10 protein-coding genes are annotated in these 19,722 nt (G+C 68.2%); 1 reads left to right on the plus strand and 9 read right to left on the minus strand.

The window, feature by feature from the left end:
• Positions 1-8: 8 nt before the first annotated feature.
• From H582_RS0100170 to H582_RS0100180, 3 genes are all read right to left on the minus strand, one after another.
• Positions 9-926, minus strand: coding sequence for an ABC transporter permease (locus tag H582_RS0100170; RefSeq protein ID WP_028596857.1), 918 nt, complete (start codon positions 924-926; stop codon positions 9-11).
• A gap of 106 nt (positions 927-1,032) precedes the next feature.
• Positions 1,033-4,050: an alpha-mannosidase gene (locus tag H582_RS0100175; protein WP_028596858.1), complete on the minus strand. Its 3,018-nt coding sequence runs from the start codon at positions 4,048-4,050 to the stop codon at positions 1,033-1,035.
• A 154-nt stretch (positions 4,051-4,204) separates the two neighbouring features.
• A complete protein-coding gene (locus H582_RS0100180; protein ID WP_028596859.1) occupies positions 4,205-5,377 on the minus strand; it encodes a GntR family transcriptional regulator in 1,173 nt (390 codons plus the stop codon).
• Between the two features lie 333 nt (positions 5,378-5,710).
• Here H582_RS0100180 and H582_RS0100185 point away from each other — a divergent pair, with 333 nt between their 5' ends.
• The gene (locus tag H582_RS0100185; RefSeq protein WP_028596860.1) at positions 5,711-7,786 is read left to right on the plus strand and encodes a GxGYxYP domain-containing protein; all 2,076 of its coding nucleotides are present in this window, start codon (positions 5,711-5,713) and stop codon (positions 7,784-7,786) included.
• A 175-nt stretch (positions 7,787-7,961) separates the two neighbouring features.
• Here the strand turns inward: H582_RS0100185 and H582_RS25295 are convergent, their stop codons facing one another.
• From H582_RS25295 to H582_RS0100215, 6 genes are all read right to left on the minus strand, one after another.
• Positions 7,962-9,170, minus strand: coding sequence for a GerAB/ArcD/ProY family transporter (locus H582_RS25295; RefSeq protein ID WP_052332827.1), 1,209 nt, complete (start codon positions 9,168-9,170; stop codon positions 7,962-7,964).
• 7 nt (positions 9,171-9,177) lie between these two features.
• A complete protein-coding gene (locus H582_RS25300; RefSeq protein WP_052332828.1) occupies positions 9,178-10,407 on the minus strand; it encodes a Ger(x)C family spore germination protein in 1,230 nt (409 codons plus the stop codon).
• Entirely contained in the window at positions 10,404-12,095 is a 1,692-nt protein-coding gene (locus H582_RS25305; protein ID WP_084136425.1) for a spore germination protein, read from the minus strand. The genes H582_RS25300 and H582_RS25305 overlap by 4 nt, the downstream gene beginning before the upstream one ends.
• Positions 12,096-12,797: 702 nt before the next feature.
• Positions 12,798-14,846: an alpha-galactosidase gene (locus H582_RS25310; RefSeq protein ID WP_052332829.1), complete on the minus strand. Its 2,049-nt coding sequence runs from the start codon at positions 14,844-14,846 to the stop codon at positions 12,798-12,800.
• Between the two features lie 146 nt (positions 14,847-14,992).
• Positions 14,993-17,410 (minus strand): alpha-L-rhamnosidase-related protein, encoded by a 2,418-nt coding sequence (locus H582_RS25315; RefSeq protein ID WP_052332830.1) that lies wholly within the window; start codon positions 17,408-17,410, stop codon positions 14,993-14,995.
• Positions 17,397-19,718 (minus strand): class I SAM-dependent methyltransferase, encoded by a 2,322-nt coding sequence (locus tag H582_RS0100215; RefSeq protein ID WP_028596861.1) that lies wholly within the window; start codon positions 19,716-19,718, stop codon positions 17,397-17,399. The genes H582_RS25315 and H582_RS0100215 overlap by 14 nt, the downstream gene beginning before the upstream one ends.
• Between the last annotated feature and the right edge of the window lie 4 nt (positions 19,719-19,722).

Below are 19,722 nucleotides of genomic sequence, written 5' to 3' on the forward strand. Positions count from 1 at the left end.
CTTTCGGGTTAGAAAAGGGATACGTCGCTGACCTTGCGGGCGATCCGGTTGACCGCCAGGATGAGGACGAGCGCGATCGCGCTCTGGAACAGGCCGACCGCGGCCGCGTAGCTGAGCCGCCCCTCGCCGATGCCGGCGCCGATGACATGCACGTCGAGCACGCTGCCGATCGCGGCGGTCGCCGGTCCGTTCAGCAGCAGCAGCTGCTCGTAGCCGGCGCTCATGAGGCTGCCCGCCGCGAGGATGAACAGGATGACGGCGATGTTGCGCACGCCCGGCAGCGTCACATGCCACATCTGGCGGAACCGCCCGGCTCCGTCGATTTTCGCCGCCTCGTACAGCTGCTGGTCGATGCCGGCGATCGCCGCCATGTAGATGATGGAGTTCCAGCCGATGTTCTTCCAGATGTCCGAGCCGATGACGATCTGGTAGAACCAGCTCGTATTGTTGAGGAACTGGATCGGGTCCTTGAGCAGGCCCGACGAGACGAGCAGGTCGTTCACCGGTCCGCCGTAAGGCGTGAGCAGGCGCTGCATGAGGGTGACGACGACGACCCAGGAGACGAAGTACGGGAGATAAGAAAGCGTTTGCAAAGTTTTCTTGAACTTGAGGTTCCGGATCTCGTTGAGCAGGATCGCCAGCACGATCGGCATCGCGAAGCCGATCGTCAGCTTCAAGCCGCTGATGAGTATCGTGTTGCGGATCAGCTGGCTGGACTGATAATAATCGAAAAACTGGCGGAAGTACTTCAGGCCGGCCCAGGGGCTGCCGGTGAAGCCGCCGGAAAAGCGGAAATCGCGGAACGCGATCTGGATGCCGTACAAAGGAACGTAGGAGAACAGGAAAAACCAGACGACCGCCGGCAGCAGGAACAGATAGAGCAGGCGATGCCGCCAGATCCGCTTCAGGAGCGGGTTCGTCCTCATAGGCTTCGACCTCCTTGTCGGATGAAAATCAAGCCGGATGCGGCGGCGCCCTCCCGCATGCAGAAAGCGCCGCTTCTCCGGATGGCGCCTGGCTCGGAGCCTGGCCTCAGCTCCGCGTCAGCTTGAGCGTCTTGACCTCGAACGGGCCGAACTCCAGCTCCACCGCGCCGCCGCCGAGGTCGAGCGGCTCCTCGTCCCGCTCCAGCAGGTCGGCGAGCCGCGCCGCGGACACCGGGAAGCCGGGCCGCAGCTTCGTCCGCAGCCTCGTGCCGGCCGTTTCGTACAGCCGCACGACCAGCTCGTCGCCGTCCTCCGCCCGCTTGACCGCCTCCGCCATCACATGGGGATGGTCCAGCTCCAGGAACGAAGCGCCCTCCCGCCAGCCGGCCGCCGCAGATCCCGCTGCGGCAGAGGCCGGATCGACGAGGCGCAGCGGCACGTTGAGCTCGTACCCGCGCCGGCATACCTGCGCCTGCACATGATCGCCGGGATGCGGATAGAGGGAGTAGAGGAACTCATGCTCGGCCCGGTCGGCCTCGGGATCCGGGTAGGACGGGCTGCGCAGCAGGTTGAGGTCGAGCTCGCCGCCCTCCGCGCGATGCCCGTACTTGCAGTCGTTGAGCAGCGCCGCGCCGTAGTCCGGCTCGGACAGGTCCGCGTACTGATGCGCGCAGATCTCGTCCTTGGCGTAGTCCCACATCGTGTTGCGATGCGTCGGCCGCCGCAGGTAGCCGAACTGGATGTCGCAGCTGGCGTGGTCGGCCCGGATCGCCAGCGGAAACGAGGCGCGCAGCATCTTGCCGGACTCCCGCCAGTCGACCTTGGTGTCGAAGTCGAGCCGGCGGCTGCCGTCCGTCAGCGCCACCCGCTGCGTCAGCGTCGACTCGCCGGTCGCCCAGGTGAGCATCAGGCCGGCCACCGGCCCGTCCGCGAACGCCTCCAGCCGCAGCAGCGACAGCTCCGCGCCGCCTCCCGCCCGGTAGTCCTGGCGGAAATCCCAGGCGTCTCCGTCGTCGGCGTAGACGCGCAGCGCATTCGCCTCGCGGCCCGCCTGCACGAGCTCCCGGCCCGCCTCCTTGTCGACGATCGAGACGATGCCGCCGCTTGCGCCGAGCGCGACCTTGAGCAGGCCGTTCTCGATCGTCCGCTCCTCGGCCGACACCTTCAGGCCGGGGAAGGCCGGCTCCGGCTCGTCTGCGCCGGCCGCCGCATCCACCGCGGCGAAGCCCATTGGTGGCACCGCCACGCGCCGCCAGCGGCCGCCGATCCGCAGCCACTCCTCCCGTTCCCACGGAAGCGAGTTGAACACGGCGGTGCCGGCCGCGCCGGCCGCCGCCGCGGCGTAGGCTTCGCCGAGCATCCGCTCGACCTGCCGCAGCAGCGCCTCGTACCGCTCGAGCGACTCGTCGTACACCCGCTTGATCGAGGAGCCGGGCAGGATGTCGTGGAACTGGTAAAGGAGCACTTCCTTCCACACCGCCTCCAGCTCCGCGGCCGGGTACGGCCGTCCTGCCGCCGTCTCCGCCAGCGCGGCGGCGAACTCCAGCTCGCGCAGCGACTTCTCCAGCTTGCGGTTGTAGCGCTTGCTGCGCCCTTGGCTCGTCAGCGTGCCCTGATGCTTCTCCAGGTACAGCTCTCCGCGCCACGTCTCGTAGCGCTCCGCTCCTTCCGCAAGGCGCTCGAAAAAGCGCGACGACGGCTCCTGCTCCACCGGACTGAGGCCGAGCAGGTCCTTCTCCCGGGCGAGCCGCTCCAGATGCTCCTCCCCGGGACCGCCGCCGCCGTCGCCGATGCCGAACAGCATCAACGCGCGGTCCGAGACGCCCTTGTCGAGGTAGTCCTGCTCCGCCTTGACGATCGAGCGCGGCGCCGCCGGACTGTTGTAGGTATCCTCCGGCGGCATATGCGTCAGCACGCGCGAGCCGTCGATCCCCTCCCAGTGGAACGTGTGGTGCGGATGCTTGTTGTAGACGCTCCAGCTCAGCTTCTGGGTCATCATGTAGTCGACGCCGGCCTTCTTGAGCAGCTGCGGAAGGCTCGCCGTATAGCCGAACACGTCCGGCATCCACAGCGACTTCATCTCCTGCCCGAACTCCTGCTGGAAATACCGCTTGCCGTAAAGCAGCTGGCGGACGAGCGACTCGCCTCCGGGCACGTTCGTATCCGACTCGACCCACATCGCCCCCTGCGGCTCCCAGCGCCCCTCGGCGACGCGTTCCTTGATCTCGCGATACAGCTTCGGATAATGGCGCTTCATCCAATCGTACAGCTGCGGCTGGCTCGCGCCGAACACGTAGTCCGGGTAGCGCTCCATCATCCGCAGCGCCGTGGAGAACGTGCGCGCGCCCTTGCGGATCGTCTCCCGGATCGGCCACAGCCAGGCCAGGTCGATATGCGCGTGGCCGATCGCGCTGATCGTCAGCACGGGATCCCCGCCCCGCTTGGCCAGCAGCTCGGCCAGCATGCGGCGCGCCTCGGCGATCCGCTCGTCCGTCAGGCTCGCGAGCCGATGCGAGACGTCATGCAGCGTCCGGAAAATCCGCTCCTTGCGCGCGGATCCGGCCGGCAGCCGCTCGGCCGTCTCCAGCAGCACCTCGAAGTCGTAGTACAGCTGCCGCAGCTCCTCCCGGCATGTCGCCACGACCGCTTCCTTGAGCGTGCCGCTGCGATATCGGCCGAACAGATCGTTGCAGCCCGCGTCGGCCCACAGGTCGATCGTCTCCGAGCCGCTCGCGCGCTCGCTCACGAGCACGACCCGCTTCCCCGGGAGCCCGAGCGAGAAGTCGAACTCGGAATTGATGTTGGTCAGGCCCTGAACCGGGGAGCCTTCCTCGTCGACGAGGCACAGCTCGCCGTTCACGTCGATCAGCAGCACGACGTTGGCGTCCTTGGCGCTCTCGGGCACGCGTCCGGAAAAATGGAACCAGGCGCAGTCCCACAGCTCGCCCCAGCGGTCGCCGGGCTGCAGCCGCAGCGGCCGTCCGGAGCTCCGTTCCCCATAGGGCACCGGCTCCGGGGTGACCCAGGCCGATACGCTCAGCTCGGCGATCGGCTCGTAAATGCCCGCCCGCAGGCGCTCCAGCACGCCCTTCAACTGCTCAGGCCGGATGACTTCATATGGCATGCGTTCATCGTCTCCTTTTTGGCGAGCCCGCCCTCAAGCTCCACTTTCTTCCCCCCAACTATAATCGATGCATTGTATATGTTCAATATATTTTTATAAACCACAAAAAAACCGGCTCCCTGAGGAGCCGGCTGGCGTTTCTCGCTTGATCAAGCTAAACGGCGTCCGCCGCAGGCGGCGGTCCGGACGTCTGGCGGACGACCAGCTCGGGCTCGAGCAGCGTCTTCGCGTAGCGTCCGCCCGCCCCGCCGCCCGCCTGGATGACCTCCAGCAGCTTGTCGGCGGCCTGCGCGCCCATGTCGGACTCGAATTGGCGGATATGGGTGAACAGGCTGAACTCGTCCACGATCGAGGTCGGATCGTCGAAGCTGACGATCGACAGATCCTCCGGCACGCGCAGCCCCGCCTGCTTCGCCATCTGGTAGATCTGCACGGCGAGGCGGCCGTTCAGCGTAATGTAGGCGGTCGCCATCCGGTTGCGAATATACCGGAACAGCGGATGCGACTCCGCTTCCTTGAGGCTGTCCACCCGGAACCCGCTGATCATATGCGCGGGATTGATGAGCGCGCCCTTGCGCCGCAAGCCGTCGATATACCCTTCGATCCGCTCCTGCACGGTGACGGTCTGGATCGGCGAGTCGGAGCAGATGGCGATCTCGCGGTGGCCGAGCTCCCACAGATGGTCGACGGCGAGCGAGGTGCCGAGCCGCCCGTCGGCGGCGATGTAATTCGTCTCCACGCCGGGCAGGTAGCGGTCCATCAGCACGAACGGGAAGCCCGCGAACTTCATCGCGAGGATCTCCTCGTTGTACTGCTCCTCGTCCACGGGGAAGATGAGCAGCCCCTCGGCACCGATCTCCTTCAGCGTCTTGATCGCTTCCTTCTCCTGCTCCAGCTGGCCGCCGGACAGCAGGATGACGCTCCGGTAGCCGCGCCGCTCGAGCGCCCTGCGGGCGCCGTCGATGAGCCGGATCGCAAAATAGTCGTCGATGGACGGCATGACGAGCCCGATCAGCCCGGTCCGCCCGCGCGGGGCTGCGGCCGGCGAGGCGTCATGCGGCGCCAGGCCGGCGGGCGCGCCGGCGGCTGCGGCCCCTGCCGTCCGGTCGCTCACGAAGCTGCCCCGCCCCGGCACGCGGGTGATCCACCTTTCGTTGGCGAGGCCCGAGAGGGCGTTGACGACCGTGATCTTGCTGACGTTGAACTGCTCCATCAGCTCTTTTTCCGTCGGGATGCGGTCGCCGGCCTTGAGGCCTTCGCTTTCGATCCGCTCGCGGATGTAGTCTTGAATTTTCTGGTACAGCGGCGTTCGTTCGGTCGAGCTCATCGTTCCATCACCAGTTTCGGTTCGAGATTTGTATATATGATATAGGCTGAGTCCTCGAGAAGCAACCGCCGCCCTCCGGCGACATGGGCTCAAAGCCGCATCCCGCGCCGTTTTCTCGTATGACGATGGTCCTGGCCGGGCGCCCTTCGATGCATTTTGCGCTCCGAATTTGTCGAAGCCCTTGAATCATATATGTAAAATATATTAAATATAAATGCAAGCGATTTCAGTCCTCCATTCTCCGCCGAGGAGGTGAAGGCAAGCTTGCGGCCTCGCCGGCCGCGACATCCCGCCCTTGTTTCGCCATTCTGAGAAAAAGAGGTGCTTTTGTTAATGAAACGCAAGCTTACCGCCGCCGCTCTCGCGCTTGCCTGCTTCGGATCGTTCGGCCTCGGCGCGTCCGCCGAGCCCGGCCCTGCGGATGCCGCGGCCGGAGCCGCCAAGCCGCCGTCCGGCTCCATCTCCTGGCCCGCGCAGCAGCAGCTGCCCCGCTTCGCGAAGGTCAAGCAGCTCGAGGTCGCGGACATCTACGACGCCCCGGGCGACGTCAAGCTGCTTTTCGCTACGCTGCAGGGCCTCGTCAACCGCAGCGAGCCGCGCATTTACCTGCTTGAGAACAAGGAAGAGGGCAAGTTCGCCTGGCTGAACGAGCTGGACGTCCCCTACAAGGTCCGCGACAGCGAATGGTCGATTCTCGACAAGTTCAAGCAGGACGTCAAAGGAATCATCGTCTACGATCCGCAGCTGCCCGATTCGATCAACGTCGCCACGACGCTCGCCGGAATCAAAAGCGCCGTCGTCGCCAGCCCCGAGCTGGCCGAGAAGCTGACCGCCCCGCCGTATGCCTTCCCCGTGCTGGACGATCTGCGGGGACGCTTCAAGGACCGTCTCGACGCCTACGCCTGGCAGTACGAGCAGCTGTGGAGCCGGACGACGCGGCGCATGCTCGTCGGACTGAGCCCGGATACGTCCGTCCGCCTGCCGGAGAGCGGCATCCCGTCCTCGTTCAAGACGGTCGCCGAGGAGACGGCGCAGGAGCGGGACGCGGCCAACCGCAAGGTGTACGAGCTGGATTTGTCGCCGTTCCTCGGCCAGGAATCGGTCTACCTGCGCTTCGACGACGCCTTCCCGCAGGACGGCTGGGGCCCTGCCGTCCATGAGGTGGCGGTCCAGGCCGACGGGCAGGAGATCGCCCGCTTCGTCGCCGGCACTCCGCAGGAGCAGCCTTATCTGTACGACGCCCAGCAGTCGCAAGCATCGGAAGGCAGCGGCGGCCACCGCTTCGCCGACAACGGACGCTACTTCGTCTACCGCTTCACGCCGCCCGCAGGCGCCAAAAAGCTGACCGCCGCCGTCGAGATGTGGAACCAGTTCAAGGTCAGCGCCGGCAGCGCGCAGCCGCCCACGTCCGAGCAGAAGGAGCCGTACGGCTACCTGCGGGACTATGCCGTCGCCAACAAGGCGATGGTGTTCTGGCTCGACCCGAACCTCCCCCGGGAGCGGGAGCTGTTCGAGCGCATTCTCGCGGATACCGCCCCCGGCACGCCCTACCTCGGCTGGTTCAGCAACGATACGGCCGGAGAGTTCAGCGGCGTGGAGATCGCTTCGCGGCATAGCGTCTACGTGCTCGCCGCCGACTGGTTCAGCAACCTGACCGTCTTCTCCGGCGAGCGCCCGATCGGCGCGCCGCTCAAGCCCGCCAAGGCGCCGAAGCTCCAGAACAAGATCTACGTCAGCTATACGTTCAGCGAAGGCGACAACTTCCAGTACAACCAGCACCGGATGCGCGTCCTTTGGGACGATCCCGCGCGCGGCCAGGTGCCGATCAACTGGACGTCAAGCCCGCTGCTGCTGGACGGCGCGCCGGCGATGCTCCAGTATTACCTGAAGACGGCGACGCCGAACGACCAGCTCGTCTCCGGTCCTTCCGGAGCCGGCTACTTCTATCCCGAAGCCTGGCCGGACAGCACGTTCGCGTCCTTCCTGAAGCAGACGTATCCGTATCTGAAAAAGACCGGCATGACGATTCCCTACGTGCTCAACCGCATCGACAGCGACAACGTGCCGCTCAGCGCCGCCAAGGCGAGCGCCTATGCCGACGAGTACGATGCTCCCGGCCTGTTCCTCAGCTGGGAGGACCGGTTCGGCGTCGAGATCGCCCAAAACAAGCTGCCGATCTCGACGATCCAAGGCATCGGCACGGTCGACGACGGGAAGCGGGTCCTCGCCGCGGCCAAGGCAGGCTGGGACGGCAAGTCGCCGCTCTTCGTCTCGCTCGGCCTGCTCGCCTGGAGCTTGACGCCGACGGACGTCGCCGCCCTGAACGGCTCCCTCGGACCGGAATTCGAGGCGGTCCTCGCCGATCCGTATTTCTCGCTCGTGCGCGAGGCGAACGGCCTCAAGCGCTGATCCGCCGCATGGCGTGATCCGCCGCATGGCGCCCCTGCCCCTGCCCGGCCCGCCGCCGTTCGCGTCCGTTTTCCGTGCGCGGACGCGGGCAGCGCGGCCGGCCGAGGCGGCGCAGCGCCAAAAAAGCCCTTGGACGCGTCCAAGGGCTTTTTCGCTTGCGAACCAAGGACCGGGCTCAAGACGAGGATCGCGGCTCCCCGCCGCTTCGGCTTCCGCCCTTCGCTCCGTCCGCTCCGCCGGCCTTGCCTGCGCCGGTCTTGCCTGCGCCGGCTCGGCCTCCCTCCGCGCGCTGCCGCTCCGCCTTGCGCTTCACCCAGCCGATGCCCATGACGAGCATGAGCGCCGGGAGCAGCAGCTGGTAGATCGGCGTCAGCTTGAGCGACAGCTCCAGACCGAGCCACAGATGGAACGTGTTCGTCGGCTCCAGGAACGCCGCCCCGTAGATGATCGGTCCGATCATCAGGGCGCCGGCCGGCAGCGGCAAGCCGCAGGCGGAGCGCAGCAGCAGCGCGGACGCCAGATAGAGGGCCGAGATCTTGACGTACAGGCCGATGTAGAGCAGCAGCGTGACGAGGATGTCGAGCCGCTCGATGAAGCTGGCCAGCCGGATCAGCTCGACCGCCTCCAGCGTCGGCAGCGCCTTGATCGAGGCGATGGCCGGGCCGAGCACCATCATGATGACGGCGTTGACGGCGACCAGGAACAGAGCCACGACGGCGTAGGCGCCGTAGCTGGCCGCGCCCGCCCGCTTGCTGGCGGCGGCGTATTTCCAATAGACGAGCAGCACGATCGTCTGGCTGAACGGAAAGGCGAGCAGGTCGGGAAACGCCGTATCCAGCACCGGACCGAGGCCGTTCTCCAGCATCGGCCGCAGCCGGTCCGGCTCGATCCGCCCGGAGGCCAGCAGCAGCACGAGCAGCAGCACGTAGCTGCCCGCGAGCGCAGGCAGCAGAATCTGCGTGATCCGGAAAAACGTCTCGACCCCTTTGGTGACGGTATAAAACGCGATGCCCGTAATAAGCAGCATGACGCACCAGATCGGCGTTTCCGGCAGCAGCGTCATGCTCGTCAGCTCGCCGAAGTCGCGGACGTTCCGCATCGACTCGTAGGCGAGCAGCAAGCCCATCGCCAGCCCGAGCGCCGTGCCGATCGCCCGGCCGAAATGCAGCTTGAACAGCCCGGCGAGATCTTCCTCCGGAGCCCGGTTTTGCAGCGTCCGGTAGCCCCACAGCACGCCCAGGCCGGCGATCGCGGCGGCGCCGAGGGCGATCCACGAATCCTGCCTCGCGTCGATGCCGAGCTCGAACATCGGCGTGCTGCCGATGCAGAATAGGATCAGGAAGATCCCGATCTGCCCGGCGCTTATTCCTTCCGGCTTGCTCATGCCGCCCTCACTCCTTCCCGCGGCTGTCCTCGGCCGCCTGCTCATAGGAGCCGTTGCTCCGTCCGGTCCGGACGATCGATACGGCGACGTCCAGCTGGGTCTCGAGCTGCGGGAACAGCCTGTCGTTCCATTCCTGCTCGAGCGCCTTCCATTCCTTCGGATAGCGGAGCCTCAGCTCGTTGCCGAAGCCGGTCAGGTCCGTCCCCAGCCTCTGCGAGGCCTTGATGCCGTCCTCCATGTCCGACTTGAGCTCCTGCGCGATCCGCAGCTCCAGCTCCAGCAGGTCGGCGGGCTTGTCGAGCGCTCCCTTGCAGTTGTACTCGAGCAGCGTGCCGGCCGCCTCGGCCTTCACCCGCATGAGCCAGCCCCCGTCCGGCTTGCGCGTCGGAATCACCTGCGTCCGGACCTGCTTGAGGCGGATGCTGTTGCGCTTCAGCCTGGCGTCCGGACAGCCGAAGGAGACGGTCGTCTCCCGTTCCTTTCCCTTGACCCACATGAGGCCGCGCGTCTCATGCGTGGAGAGCCAGCCGACGAGCCGGTCCTCCTTGAAGACGCCGAGCTTCTGCAGCCTTACCTTGGCGCCGGTATGCGTCATCTTGGCCGCATCCACGGTGTCCACCGGCTCGTCCGATCCGCTCAGTCCGATGCCCGGCACGCCGGTCGTGCGGATCGGACTGAGCAGCTCCTGCGCGACGTCGAACACCGTCATCTGGCGGAAGTTGCCTCCCTGCTTCTCCTCCTGCGTGATGAGCCGGACGATGCCCGCCCCGGAAATCTTCTCCATCGGCAGCAGCTGCTCGAGAACCAAGCGCGCGCTGCCCTCCGTGACGAACATCATGACGGTCTCGCGCGAGTCGCCGTTGCGCATGTAAGCTTCGATCAGCTCGGCGATGCCCTTGCGGGCGGCCGCTTCGCCGACGATGACGACCTGGTTGTGGGCGAAATAAAGCCGCCGCGACATCTCCTGGGTCGCCTTGGACACCGCGCCCCGGAAGCTGTCGCCTTCGGTCGTGAACACATTGACCGGCGCATGGCCCGTGCCCACATACGAGCCCTGGGCCGAGATCGCGCTCGGGATGACGAGCTGATAGCTGAGCTTCCAGCGCCCGCTCTCCGTCACGTCTACCCCGGTCGCCGAGATGATGCCGAGCTCGTTGAGCTCCTGCCGGTCCCAGCAGCCCGCCGCGCCGAGCGGGAGCAGCGCGAGCAGCAGCGCGAGCGCCGCGAGCCGCCTCATGGCTTGCCGCCGGCCTGCCGCTTGCGGCTTCCTTTGCGGGCCAGCGCGGGACGCAGCGTCATGCTCCAGCGCGGCATGCGCAGGATCGTATCCCGCCAGCTTCCTTTGACCCAGGGCGCCATCGGCGCGAGGTACGGAATCCCGAACGAATGCAGCCCCGCCAAGTGGATGATGAGGATAAGGTCCAGGGAGATGATGCCGACGAACCCGAGCACGCCCGCGCTCAGCATGAACAGGAAGCGCATCAGGCGGGCGGCGTTCGCGATGTTGACCTGCGGCGCGACGAAGCTCGAGATCGCCGTGAAGGCGACGATGATGACCATCGCGGCGGAGACGAGCCCCGCCTGCACGGTCGCCGTGCCGATGACGAGCGCGCCGACGATCGAGATCGCCGGTCCGATCGCCCTCGGCATGCGCACGCCCGCCTCGCGCAGCACCTCGAACGTCAGCTCCATCAGCAGCGCCTCCACGAGCGCCGGGAACGGAACGCCCTCCCTCTGGGCGGACAGGCTGATGAGCAGATTGGTCGGCATCATTTCCTGATGGAAGGTCGTGATCGCAATGTACAGCGCCGGCAGGTGCAGGGAAATCAGAAAGGCGCCCATGCGTATGAGGCGCAGGAAGCTGGCGATGTCGAAGCGCTGGTAATAGTCCTCCGGCGACTGGAAGAAGCGGTACAGCGTGACCGGCGCGAGCAGCGCGAACGGGCTTCCGTCGGAGAGGATCGCCACATGGCCCTCCAGTAGGTAGGCGGCCGTCTGGTCCGGCCGCTCCGTATTGAGCAGCGTCGGAAAAAACGTGAACGTCTTGTCCTGGATATACTCCTCGAGGTAGCCGCTGTCGATGACGCCGTCGACGTCGATCGCCGCCAGCCGGCGCCGCGCCTCCTCGACCAGCTCCGGACGGGCCGTGTCCTTGAGGTAGACGAGCGCCACCTCCGTGCAGGTCTGGCGGCCGATGCGCCGCGACTCCACGATCAGCCGCTCCGAGCGGATGATGCGGCGCAGCTGGCCGAGATTCGTGCCGATCGACTCCGTGAAGCCCTGCTGCGGCCCGCGGATGACCGTCTGCGAGATCGGCTCCCCGACCGGGCGCCGCTCTCCCCCGTCGGCGTCGGCGGCGAGCGCCGTGCCGCTGCCGTCGATCAGGATGAGGCAGCAGCCGAGCAGCAGCGAGTCGAGCGCCTTCTCGATCGTCGCCACCGGCTCGGTCAGGCCGGCGGTGATGACGCCCGCGCGCAGCCGCTCCGTCGCCTCGGCCAGCCCGCCGCGGTCTGCGCGGCGGCCTTCCTCCGCGGGCGGAGGCGCCGATTGCAGCTTGTCGAGAATGCTCTCGCGGATGCCGTTCTCGTCCACGATGCCCTGCAGGTAGAGCACGGCGAGGCGGACGCCCGGAAAAGCCGGCGATTCCGTCATCCGCAGCCGCAGATCGGCGGAATCGCCGAATTGGCGGCGAATCGCCTGCGCGTTCGCCGCCAGCGACGCGCTGAGCGGCGTCGCGCTTTTGCGCCGGCCGGGCGAAGGGGCCGCCTTCAGCGGGCCCCCCGTCCGCTTCTCCGCTCCGCCGCCGCTCCGGTCCGCGGCGCTTGTATCGCCGGCGCCGCTCCGCGCGCCGCCGCTTCCCGCTCCGGTTCCGTCCGACGCTCCCGGACCGGATCCGGCCGTCTTGTTTCCGCCGCCGCTTTCCATCTCTTGTCCCTCCTTTGCCAAGTCGTCCTTATTTTGGGCCAGGAACAGGAAAATTATGTCCGCTCCATGCTGCGGCTCGCTCCTCGCTTTTTCGAACGTTTCCGGGGAACTATGGAGGACGCGCGCTGCGCTGGCTTCGCGCGGTTTTTCCGCGCGCAGGGCGCCCCAGCGACTCCTCCAGTGGTACATTTACCATTGACGCGCGCTTTCTCCGCCCCAGCGGCTCCTCCAGTGGTACATTTACCGTTGATGCGCGCTTTTTCCACCCCAAGCGCTCCGCCTCGTCTAACCGAATGGACGGCGAGACGGACTCTGGGGCCGCTTGCAGAAGTCCTTTGACGAAAAACTCGGGCTGCAGACTCCCTGGCACGCGATGCCAAGGCTGCAGCCCGAAAAACGGGGCAAGGCCTCCCCTGTTCGTTCCATCCCCTAACCCGCCTGCGAAGATAGGACCGCTTTAACGCCAAAAAACCTTGCCGCCGCTCGAGGCGAAGGCAAGGCCAGACGGGACGACTGCAACGATTGCAACGGCTGGACCGATTGGAACGGCTGGAACCCGGACTGCGGCTCCCGGCGACCGCCGGCTGGACGCCTCCAGCGGCGGGCGGACACCAGCTGGACGGCTCAGCGGCGAGCGGACGCTAACCGACGTCTCCACCGGCAGGCGACCGCCAGCCGGACATCTCCAGCGGCGAGCGGCCGCTAGCCGGACGCCTCCGGCTGCTCCGGCGGCAGCAGCCGCAGCCGGTACAGCGCCGACTGCTCCTCCGCCCAGCCGTCGAACGCCAGCCCGTCCTGCAGCAGCGACGCTCCGGACCGCAGGAGCGGCTCCGACGTCCCTCCGAGCTCCCGCAGCTCGTAGGCTCCGTCCGGCCGCAAGCCCCGGAGCCGGACGACTCGGCTCGCCTCGCCGCCTTCCAGGCGGAAGACGGCCAGCAGATGCTCCTCGCCGAGCGCGTACTGGAACGCCGCCCAGCGGCTGCCTCGTCCATCGCGCAGCGGCTGCGCCGTCAGCCGGTACAGATCCGCTTCGCGCACGAAGCGGCTGACCTGCTCGCGGTAATCGCGGACATGGACGGCCAACCTTTCCGCCAGCCGCCGCGGAAGCTCGGGCAGCTTTTGCGAGACGCCGAACGCGCCGAGCATGCCAATGCGCGTATAGTAGTCGAAGCGGACTTCCGACAGCGTCGGATCCTGCGGATCGAAGCGCTGCTTGGCGAAGTCGCCGAGCCAGTGCGAATAGCTCCAATGCAGCGCGCGCTCGGGCGCGAGGAACGTGCTGGCGCCCCAGAACACCTGCAAGCTGTGCTCCGGCCAGTCGGGATCGCTGAGAAACGACAGATGCGTGACGCGGGCCATGCCGAGATCGAGCCGCAGCCCGCCCGAGGAGCAGTTTTCCAGCAGCACCTCCGGATGGACGGCGCGCAGCCGCTCCAGCACCTCGTACAGGCCGCGCACATGCTCGAACAGCCCGTCTCCCTCGCCATGCCCGTGATCGGTACGGTCGCAGCCCCCGAGCGGATCGACGTTGAAATCGAGCTTCACCCATTCGCAGCCGCTCTCGCGGATGAGGCGGTCTAGCTCGGCGAACGCCCACTCGCGCGCTTGCGGATTGCCGAGGCAGACGTAGCCGAGCGGCTCGCCCTCGCGCCGCGCCGGGAAGTCCGGCCTGCGCCCCGCGAGCTCCGCGTGCCGGCCCAGCCCTTCGATCTCGCACCACAGGCCGAAGCGCATCCCGAGCCGCCGAGCCTCGTCCGCGCACTCCCGCACTCCACCCGGAAACCGCATGCGGTTGACCTTGTCCCAATCGCCGCGCTGCTCGTGCCAGCCGCCTTCCGCATCCTCGCTTCCGAACCAGCCCGCGTCGAGCGTGCAGACGCCGAAGCCGAGCTCCGCCGCGGCCGCCGCGTTCGCCTTGAACGTCGCGGCGTCGATCTGCGTGTCTTCGTAGCTCCACCAATGGTTCCACTCGGCGGGCAGCTCGCGGCTCACCGCGTTGTCCGGGTACCAGTGGCGGCGTCCGACCCGCGCCAGCGGCAGCGAGAGCGCATGCCAGTCTCCCCCTTCCCCGGCGACGACCGCGACGGACGGCGTCCGCATCGACTCGCCCGGCTGAAGCGTCTTGAAAAACGCCCACTCGTTCAATCCGGCTCCGGCGTCGATGCCGCTCGGCGTCCGCCGGCAGGAGGCCGACCAGTTGCCGGACCAGATCGGCGACAGATGCACCAGGCGGCCGTCCGAGCGCTCCAGCGTCAGCCAGGGATGCATGCCCTTCGACGAGCGTCCCCAGCGCGTCTGCGCGATAAACTCGACATCCAGCTTTTCCGAGCGCGGCTCGAATTCCGCTCCCCAGTCGCTGTCAAACGCATGGACGATGTACTCGCCATCCTCCAGCCTCAGCCGCATCGGCTCGATCCGCTCGATCCGGAGCGGCTGATCGCCGGCGTTGCGGATGTCCAGCCAGCGCTCCGCCACCGCTTCGCCCTCATAAAATACCGTATGGCAAACGATATCGAGGCCCGCCCCGGCAAGCCGGGCCGACTCCCGCCAGCGACCCTCCTCCTGCCGCGTCTCCGTGCCGAGAGGCTGCAGCAGGGGAGACAGGCCGGTCAGCTCGGCTCCCCCGGCCGTCAGGCGAAACCCCTCTCCCGCGTCGCTCTCTGCGCCGAACAGGCCGATGCCCGTACCGAGCCGATGCGCGCTTCGCGACAGCAGCCGGCCCGGCTCGCTGTCTGCTCCTCTTGCCTTCATCCTCCGCTTCCTCCTTCCGGTTCGCTCGCTTCGATTGGTTCGACCGCCGTCCGGCCCTGTCCAGGCCTATCCAGCCTATCCGGACCTGTCAAAGCCAAATCCAGTCCTATCCGGCCCTACCCGGCCCTAACCGGACCGGCCCGGGCTCAAGCGCCGCCCGTTGCCGACCGGCGGATCCGCCGCACCGTGAGCGGCGTGCCGCCCCGGGCTTCCAGCCGCAGCTCGCCGTCGGCGCGGCCGACGATGCGGCAGTCCGCCCCGGCGGCCTCGACCTCCTCCCGCTCGCCGCAAGGCAAGGAGAGCTGCATCGTCCAGTCCGGAGCGCTCAGCTCGATGCGGTATTCGTCACCGTCCTCCCCGAGCCGGATGGCCATCGCCAGCTCGATGCCGTCCTGCTCGCCGCCGAGCAGGAGCCGGTCCAGCGAAGCCTCCTTCCAGGCTTCGGGCAGACGGGGCCTCAGCTCGACCCGCCGCTCATGGGCGCGCGGCGTCACGCCGAAGAACTGGCGCACGAGCGGGTAGTGCAGGCCGTAGCCCGTCCACGCCTGGACGAAGCAGCCGTAGTCCGGCGACATCTCGCTGATCGAGCCCGGCAGACGCCGGCCCAGCGTGCCGGCGATCTTGCCCATATTGCGCAGCGCCTCGTCCATCCGGCCGTAGCGCGCTTCCGCCACCGCCTGCACGGCGGTCGAGATCGTCATCATCTGCGTGCGGTACATGCCCGACAGATACATGCCGTCCGGGCCGGAGAACTCCTCGCCCGCCAGCCGGTCCAGCGCCCGCAGCGCCTTCTCCCGCGGAGCGAGCCCCGCCTCAAGAGGGGTGTTGACGACCCAATTCTTGAACAGCCAGGCACGCCGCTCGTCTGCGGGCGCCTCCTCGATCGACGCCAGCAGCCGCTCGAGCTCGCGCGCGGCCGCCGGCGCCTCCATCGCGTCGGCGCGGGCGACATGTACCGGCAGCCGCTCGCGCACCTCGCCGACCGACGCGACGGCATCGGCGTACAGCCCTTCCTCCTCGAGCCACAGCTCCTCGTCGATCTGCCGCTCCAGCCGATCCGCCAGCCGCCTCCAGCGCCGCGCCTCCTCGCCTTCGCCGACAAGCTCCGCCATCTCCGCGCCGTCCTTCAGCGCCTTCCAGGCGTAGACCGCCGTATCGACGAGCCGCACGTTCAAGCCTTCGATCTCGATGATGCCGTAGCCGAGAGGCAGCAGGTCGTCCGTCTCCTCCTTGCCGGCGAACAGCCATTCCAGCCCGTCCCGGACGGCCGGATAAGAGCGCTGCAAATACGCCCGGTCCCCGGTCCAGCAGAAGATTTCCCAGACGCAGGAGATGAAATGCGGCGTTTCCTGCGCGTTGCCCGGATGGGCCGCGACGCCGAGCGTCGTCAGCTCGTGCAGGATGCGCCCGTTGCCGTTCGCCTTGGCGGAGGCTTCGCGGATCAGCTCCGACGTCTCGATCGCGAGCGACTGGCGGCCGATCGTCAGCAGCGCCGGCAAGGCGTAGCTGTTGTCGCAGCCGAACCACCACGGATACTCCGGTATGCCCGCCGCCAGTCCGCGGCCGACGCCGGGAACGTCGACATGCAGCCACTCGGCATGGACCTTCGCCCAATCGAACGCCTCGACCAGCCGCTCGTCGGGCAGCTCGACCGTCGTGCGCCCCGCGTATTCCTCGTAGCGAAGCCGCTTCTGGCCGCGCAGCTCGGCATGCCGCTCGCGGATCGTACGGAACGAGGCGAGCGCCTCCTCCTCGGAGACGGACGAGCCCGCCACGAAATAGCGCAGCCGCGCCGTCCCTCCAGCGGCAAGCTCGATCCGCCGCTTCACATGCCCCGCCGCTCCCGGTCCGGCGGTGCGCGGCGCGTCCGGACCGTAGTCCCCGACCGCCGCCTCCGCCTCATCCGTCTCCGCGCCGAATACGACGGTCCACGGATGAGCCGTGTCGCGAGCCGCGATGCCGATGCCGGGAACCGCCGCCGCCTCATCCGGGGCGTCCTCGACGCCGGCCTGCTCGCTGAACCAGACGGGACGCAGGTCGGAGCGCGCCTGAAACACGACTTCCAGCTCCCGGCTCCGGCCGCTGCGATCGCGCAGCTCGAGCTCTACGACCAGTCCCGCCAGCCCGTCGGGGCAAAACTGCGAGCGGACAGCCTCCAGCTCCAGCGCCGGCAGCGTGTAGACATGCTCGTTGAAATAAGCGTAGTTGCGGAACTGCTCCGCCTTTTGCAGCCATTCGCCGCCGGCCGATCCGCCAGCGCCAGCTTCGGCCACATGCACCCAGAAGCCGTCCAGCAGCTTGATCGGATGCGCCCACAGCCCGCCCATCTCGTCCGGAATATGATGGCCGAAATCGGGAAAGCCGCCGTCCTGCGCGCCGATCAGCATGCTGCGCGTTCCGGCCGCGACGAACAGATCGAGCGGCTCTCCCTCGCGATTGCGGCGGCTCGCCTGCAGCCCGCGCAGCCGCTCCGCTCCCGCGGTCCGTTCCGCCCCTTCGGTCCGCTCTACTCCCGCGGTCCGTTCCGCTCCCGCGAACGGCTCGTTGTCTCTATCGGTTGACATGGGCCCCTCCCCTTTCCTTGGCTTTCGACGCTTCCCCGCGCCCGAAGCGCGCGGCGGGAAGCAGCAGCAAGTAGCATAGGCATGCGGCCGCCAGCGTCCAGCGCAAGCCCGCCGTCAGCGCCAGCGCGGCGCCGAGCCAGGAGCCCCACAGCCCCGCGATGCCGGAGACGGCGAACAGCAGCGGCGAGCTGCCCGGCCGGCGCCGCTCGGCGACGGCCAGGCGCTGCGGCAGCGGCACGCCGGCCAGCAGGCCGATCGCCGCGCCCGCCAGCCCGAGCGCCCCGAGCCGGGCCGCGGCCGGCAGCGCCGTCAGGCTGCCGCCCCACAGCGCCTCGGCGGCGGTCAGCGCGGCGATCAGCAGCGCCGCCCCGATCGCCGCCGCCGATTCCGGCAGGCGGCGCCCGGCGAGCCGGCTGCCGAGGCTGCCCCCGGCCAGCATCGCCGCCAGCACGATCGCGGCCGCCAGCGCCGGACTGCCGGCATATTTGAGCGCCTTTTGGATCAGCGCCGCCTGCAGCAGCATATAGCCGGCTCCGGCCAGCACGGCGACGAGCAGGCTCGCCTGGTCCGCCCGCGCTCCGGACGGACCGGCCGCCCGGGACAGCGCGCGCTCGCGCCTCCAGATCCAGACGCCGAGCAGCGCGGTGAGCAGCGCGACGGCCGCCAGCCACGTCCGCAGCGATGCCGGCAGTCCCGGCGTCAGCAAGTAGAAGAACGGCCGGTCGTCGACCGTCGGATAGACGTTGTAGTCCGAGTCGGCGACAAACCGATCGAACGGCATGGCGCCGTCGATGAGCGGCTTCAGCAGCTGCTCGCTGCTCCCCGGCAGGAACAGCGTCTGCAGCTTCAGCGCCTGCGCTCCCGCGAGCAGCGTATCGAGCTGCTTCTGCTGCAGCGGCTGCCGCTGCAGCACCGTCAGCGCCAGCCCCGGCGACTTCGATTCGGGCGAAGCGAGCAGCAGCGCGGCGTGGCGCACCGCCTCCGCCGGCTTCGCTCCGGTCAGCTCCATATGCGCCGCAAGCGCCGTATAAAAGGCGCGTACGCCCTCGATGCCCTGATGCGAGACGACGATCAAGCGGCCGTTTTCGTTCAGCTTCTGCATATAGGCTTGAAACGCTTCCCGCGTGAACGCGTAATTTTCGCTCAGCGCGTGCCCGTTCGTCCCTCCGACCTGGGAGTAGACCAAATCGAGCGCGATCAGGTCGAAGCCGCCGTCCGAGCGCTCCAGCACGCTGCGCCCGTCGCCGACGACGACCTCGACTCCGGGCTCGGCCAGCAGGGCTCGGCCGAACTGCTCGTCCTCGCGCATCGCCTGGACGAGCGAGCCGCTCATCTCGACCGCGGTCACCGACTTCGCGCCGGCGAGCAGCGCGTACAGGATGTCGCGCCCGCCGCCGGAGCCGACGATTGCCGTCTTGCCGGCCGGACCGGCGGCGAACGGCAGGAACTCGATGTCGCCGGCCAGAGAGGCGACCGAGCGCAGGTTCCCGTCGTAGCGGTACATGTAGCTGCCCGCTCCGCCGTCGACGAATACCGTCTTGCGGTCCGCTTCCGCGCCGCCGACGACGTCGGCGCGCGCGAACGCGTCCCAGTAGGAGCGCTCCAGCTCCGCTCCCGGCTGCCGCAGCGCGGCGACGATCGTTTTGTCCGGAGCGGCCCCCGACAGTCCCGCGAAGTTGATCTGCCACAGGCCGGGCCCGCCTGCCGCGGCGACCAGCGGCACGGCCGCGAGCAGCAGCGCCGCCGTCCAGCGGCGCTGCGCCGGCCTGCGCTCCGGCCTGCCGCCGGGCAGCAGCAGCGCCGCGGCGAATGCCGGCGCGGCCAGCGCGAACAGCGCCGCCAGCCCGCCCAGCAGCTGCAGCAAGCCGTAGGCGGCGGCGACGCCGAGCGCGGCGCCGAGCAGGTCGGCCGCATACAGGCGGCGAGGCTCGGCTCCGGACGACAGCGCCTTGCCCATGCACCAGCCGAACAGCACGAACGGCACGGACGCCGCCAGCGCATAAAGCGGCAGCTGGCCGACATAGGGGTAGCGGGCAAGCGCGAAGCTCAGCAGCGCCGCGTAGAGGCCGGTCGCGAGCGCCGCTCCCGCGGCGGACGAGCCGGGCCGCTCCGGCAGCGCCCGCGCCGCGTAGCCGCCGATGCCGATGCCCAGCACCGCGAGCGAGACGACGAGCGAGACGTAGTGATATTGCAGCAGCACGCCGAATACGCGGGTGAGCGCGATTTCCAGCCCGAGCGCCGACGCCGACAGGCAGCCGATGCCGAGCATCCAGCGCAGAGAGGCAGGGCGGGCGTTCGCGGGAGCCACGATC

The organism is Paenibacillus pasadenensis DSM 19293 (assembly GCF_000422485.1).
GTDB classification, from domain to species: Bacteria; Bacillota; Bacilli; order Paenibacillales; family Paenibacillaceae; genus Paenibacillus_O; species Paenibacillus_O pasadenensis.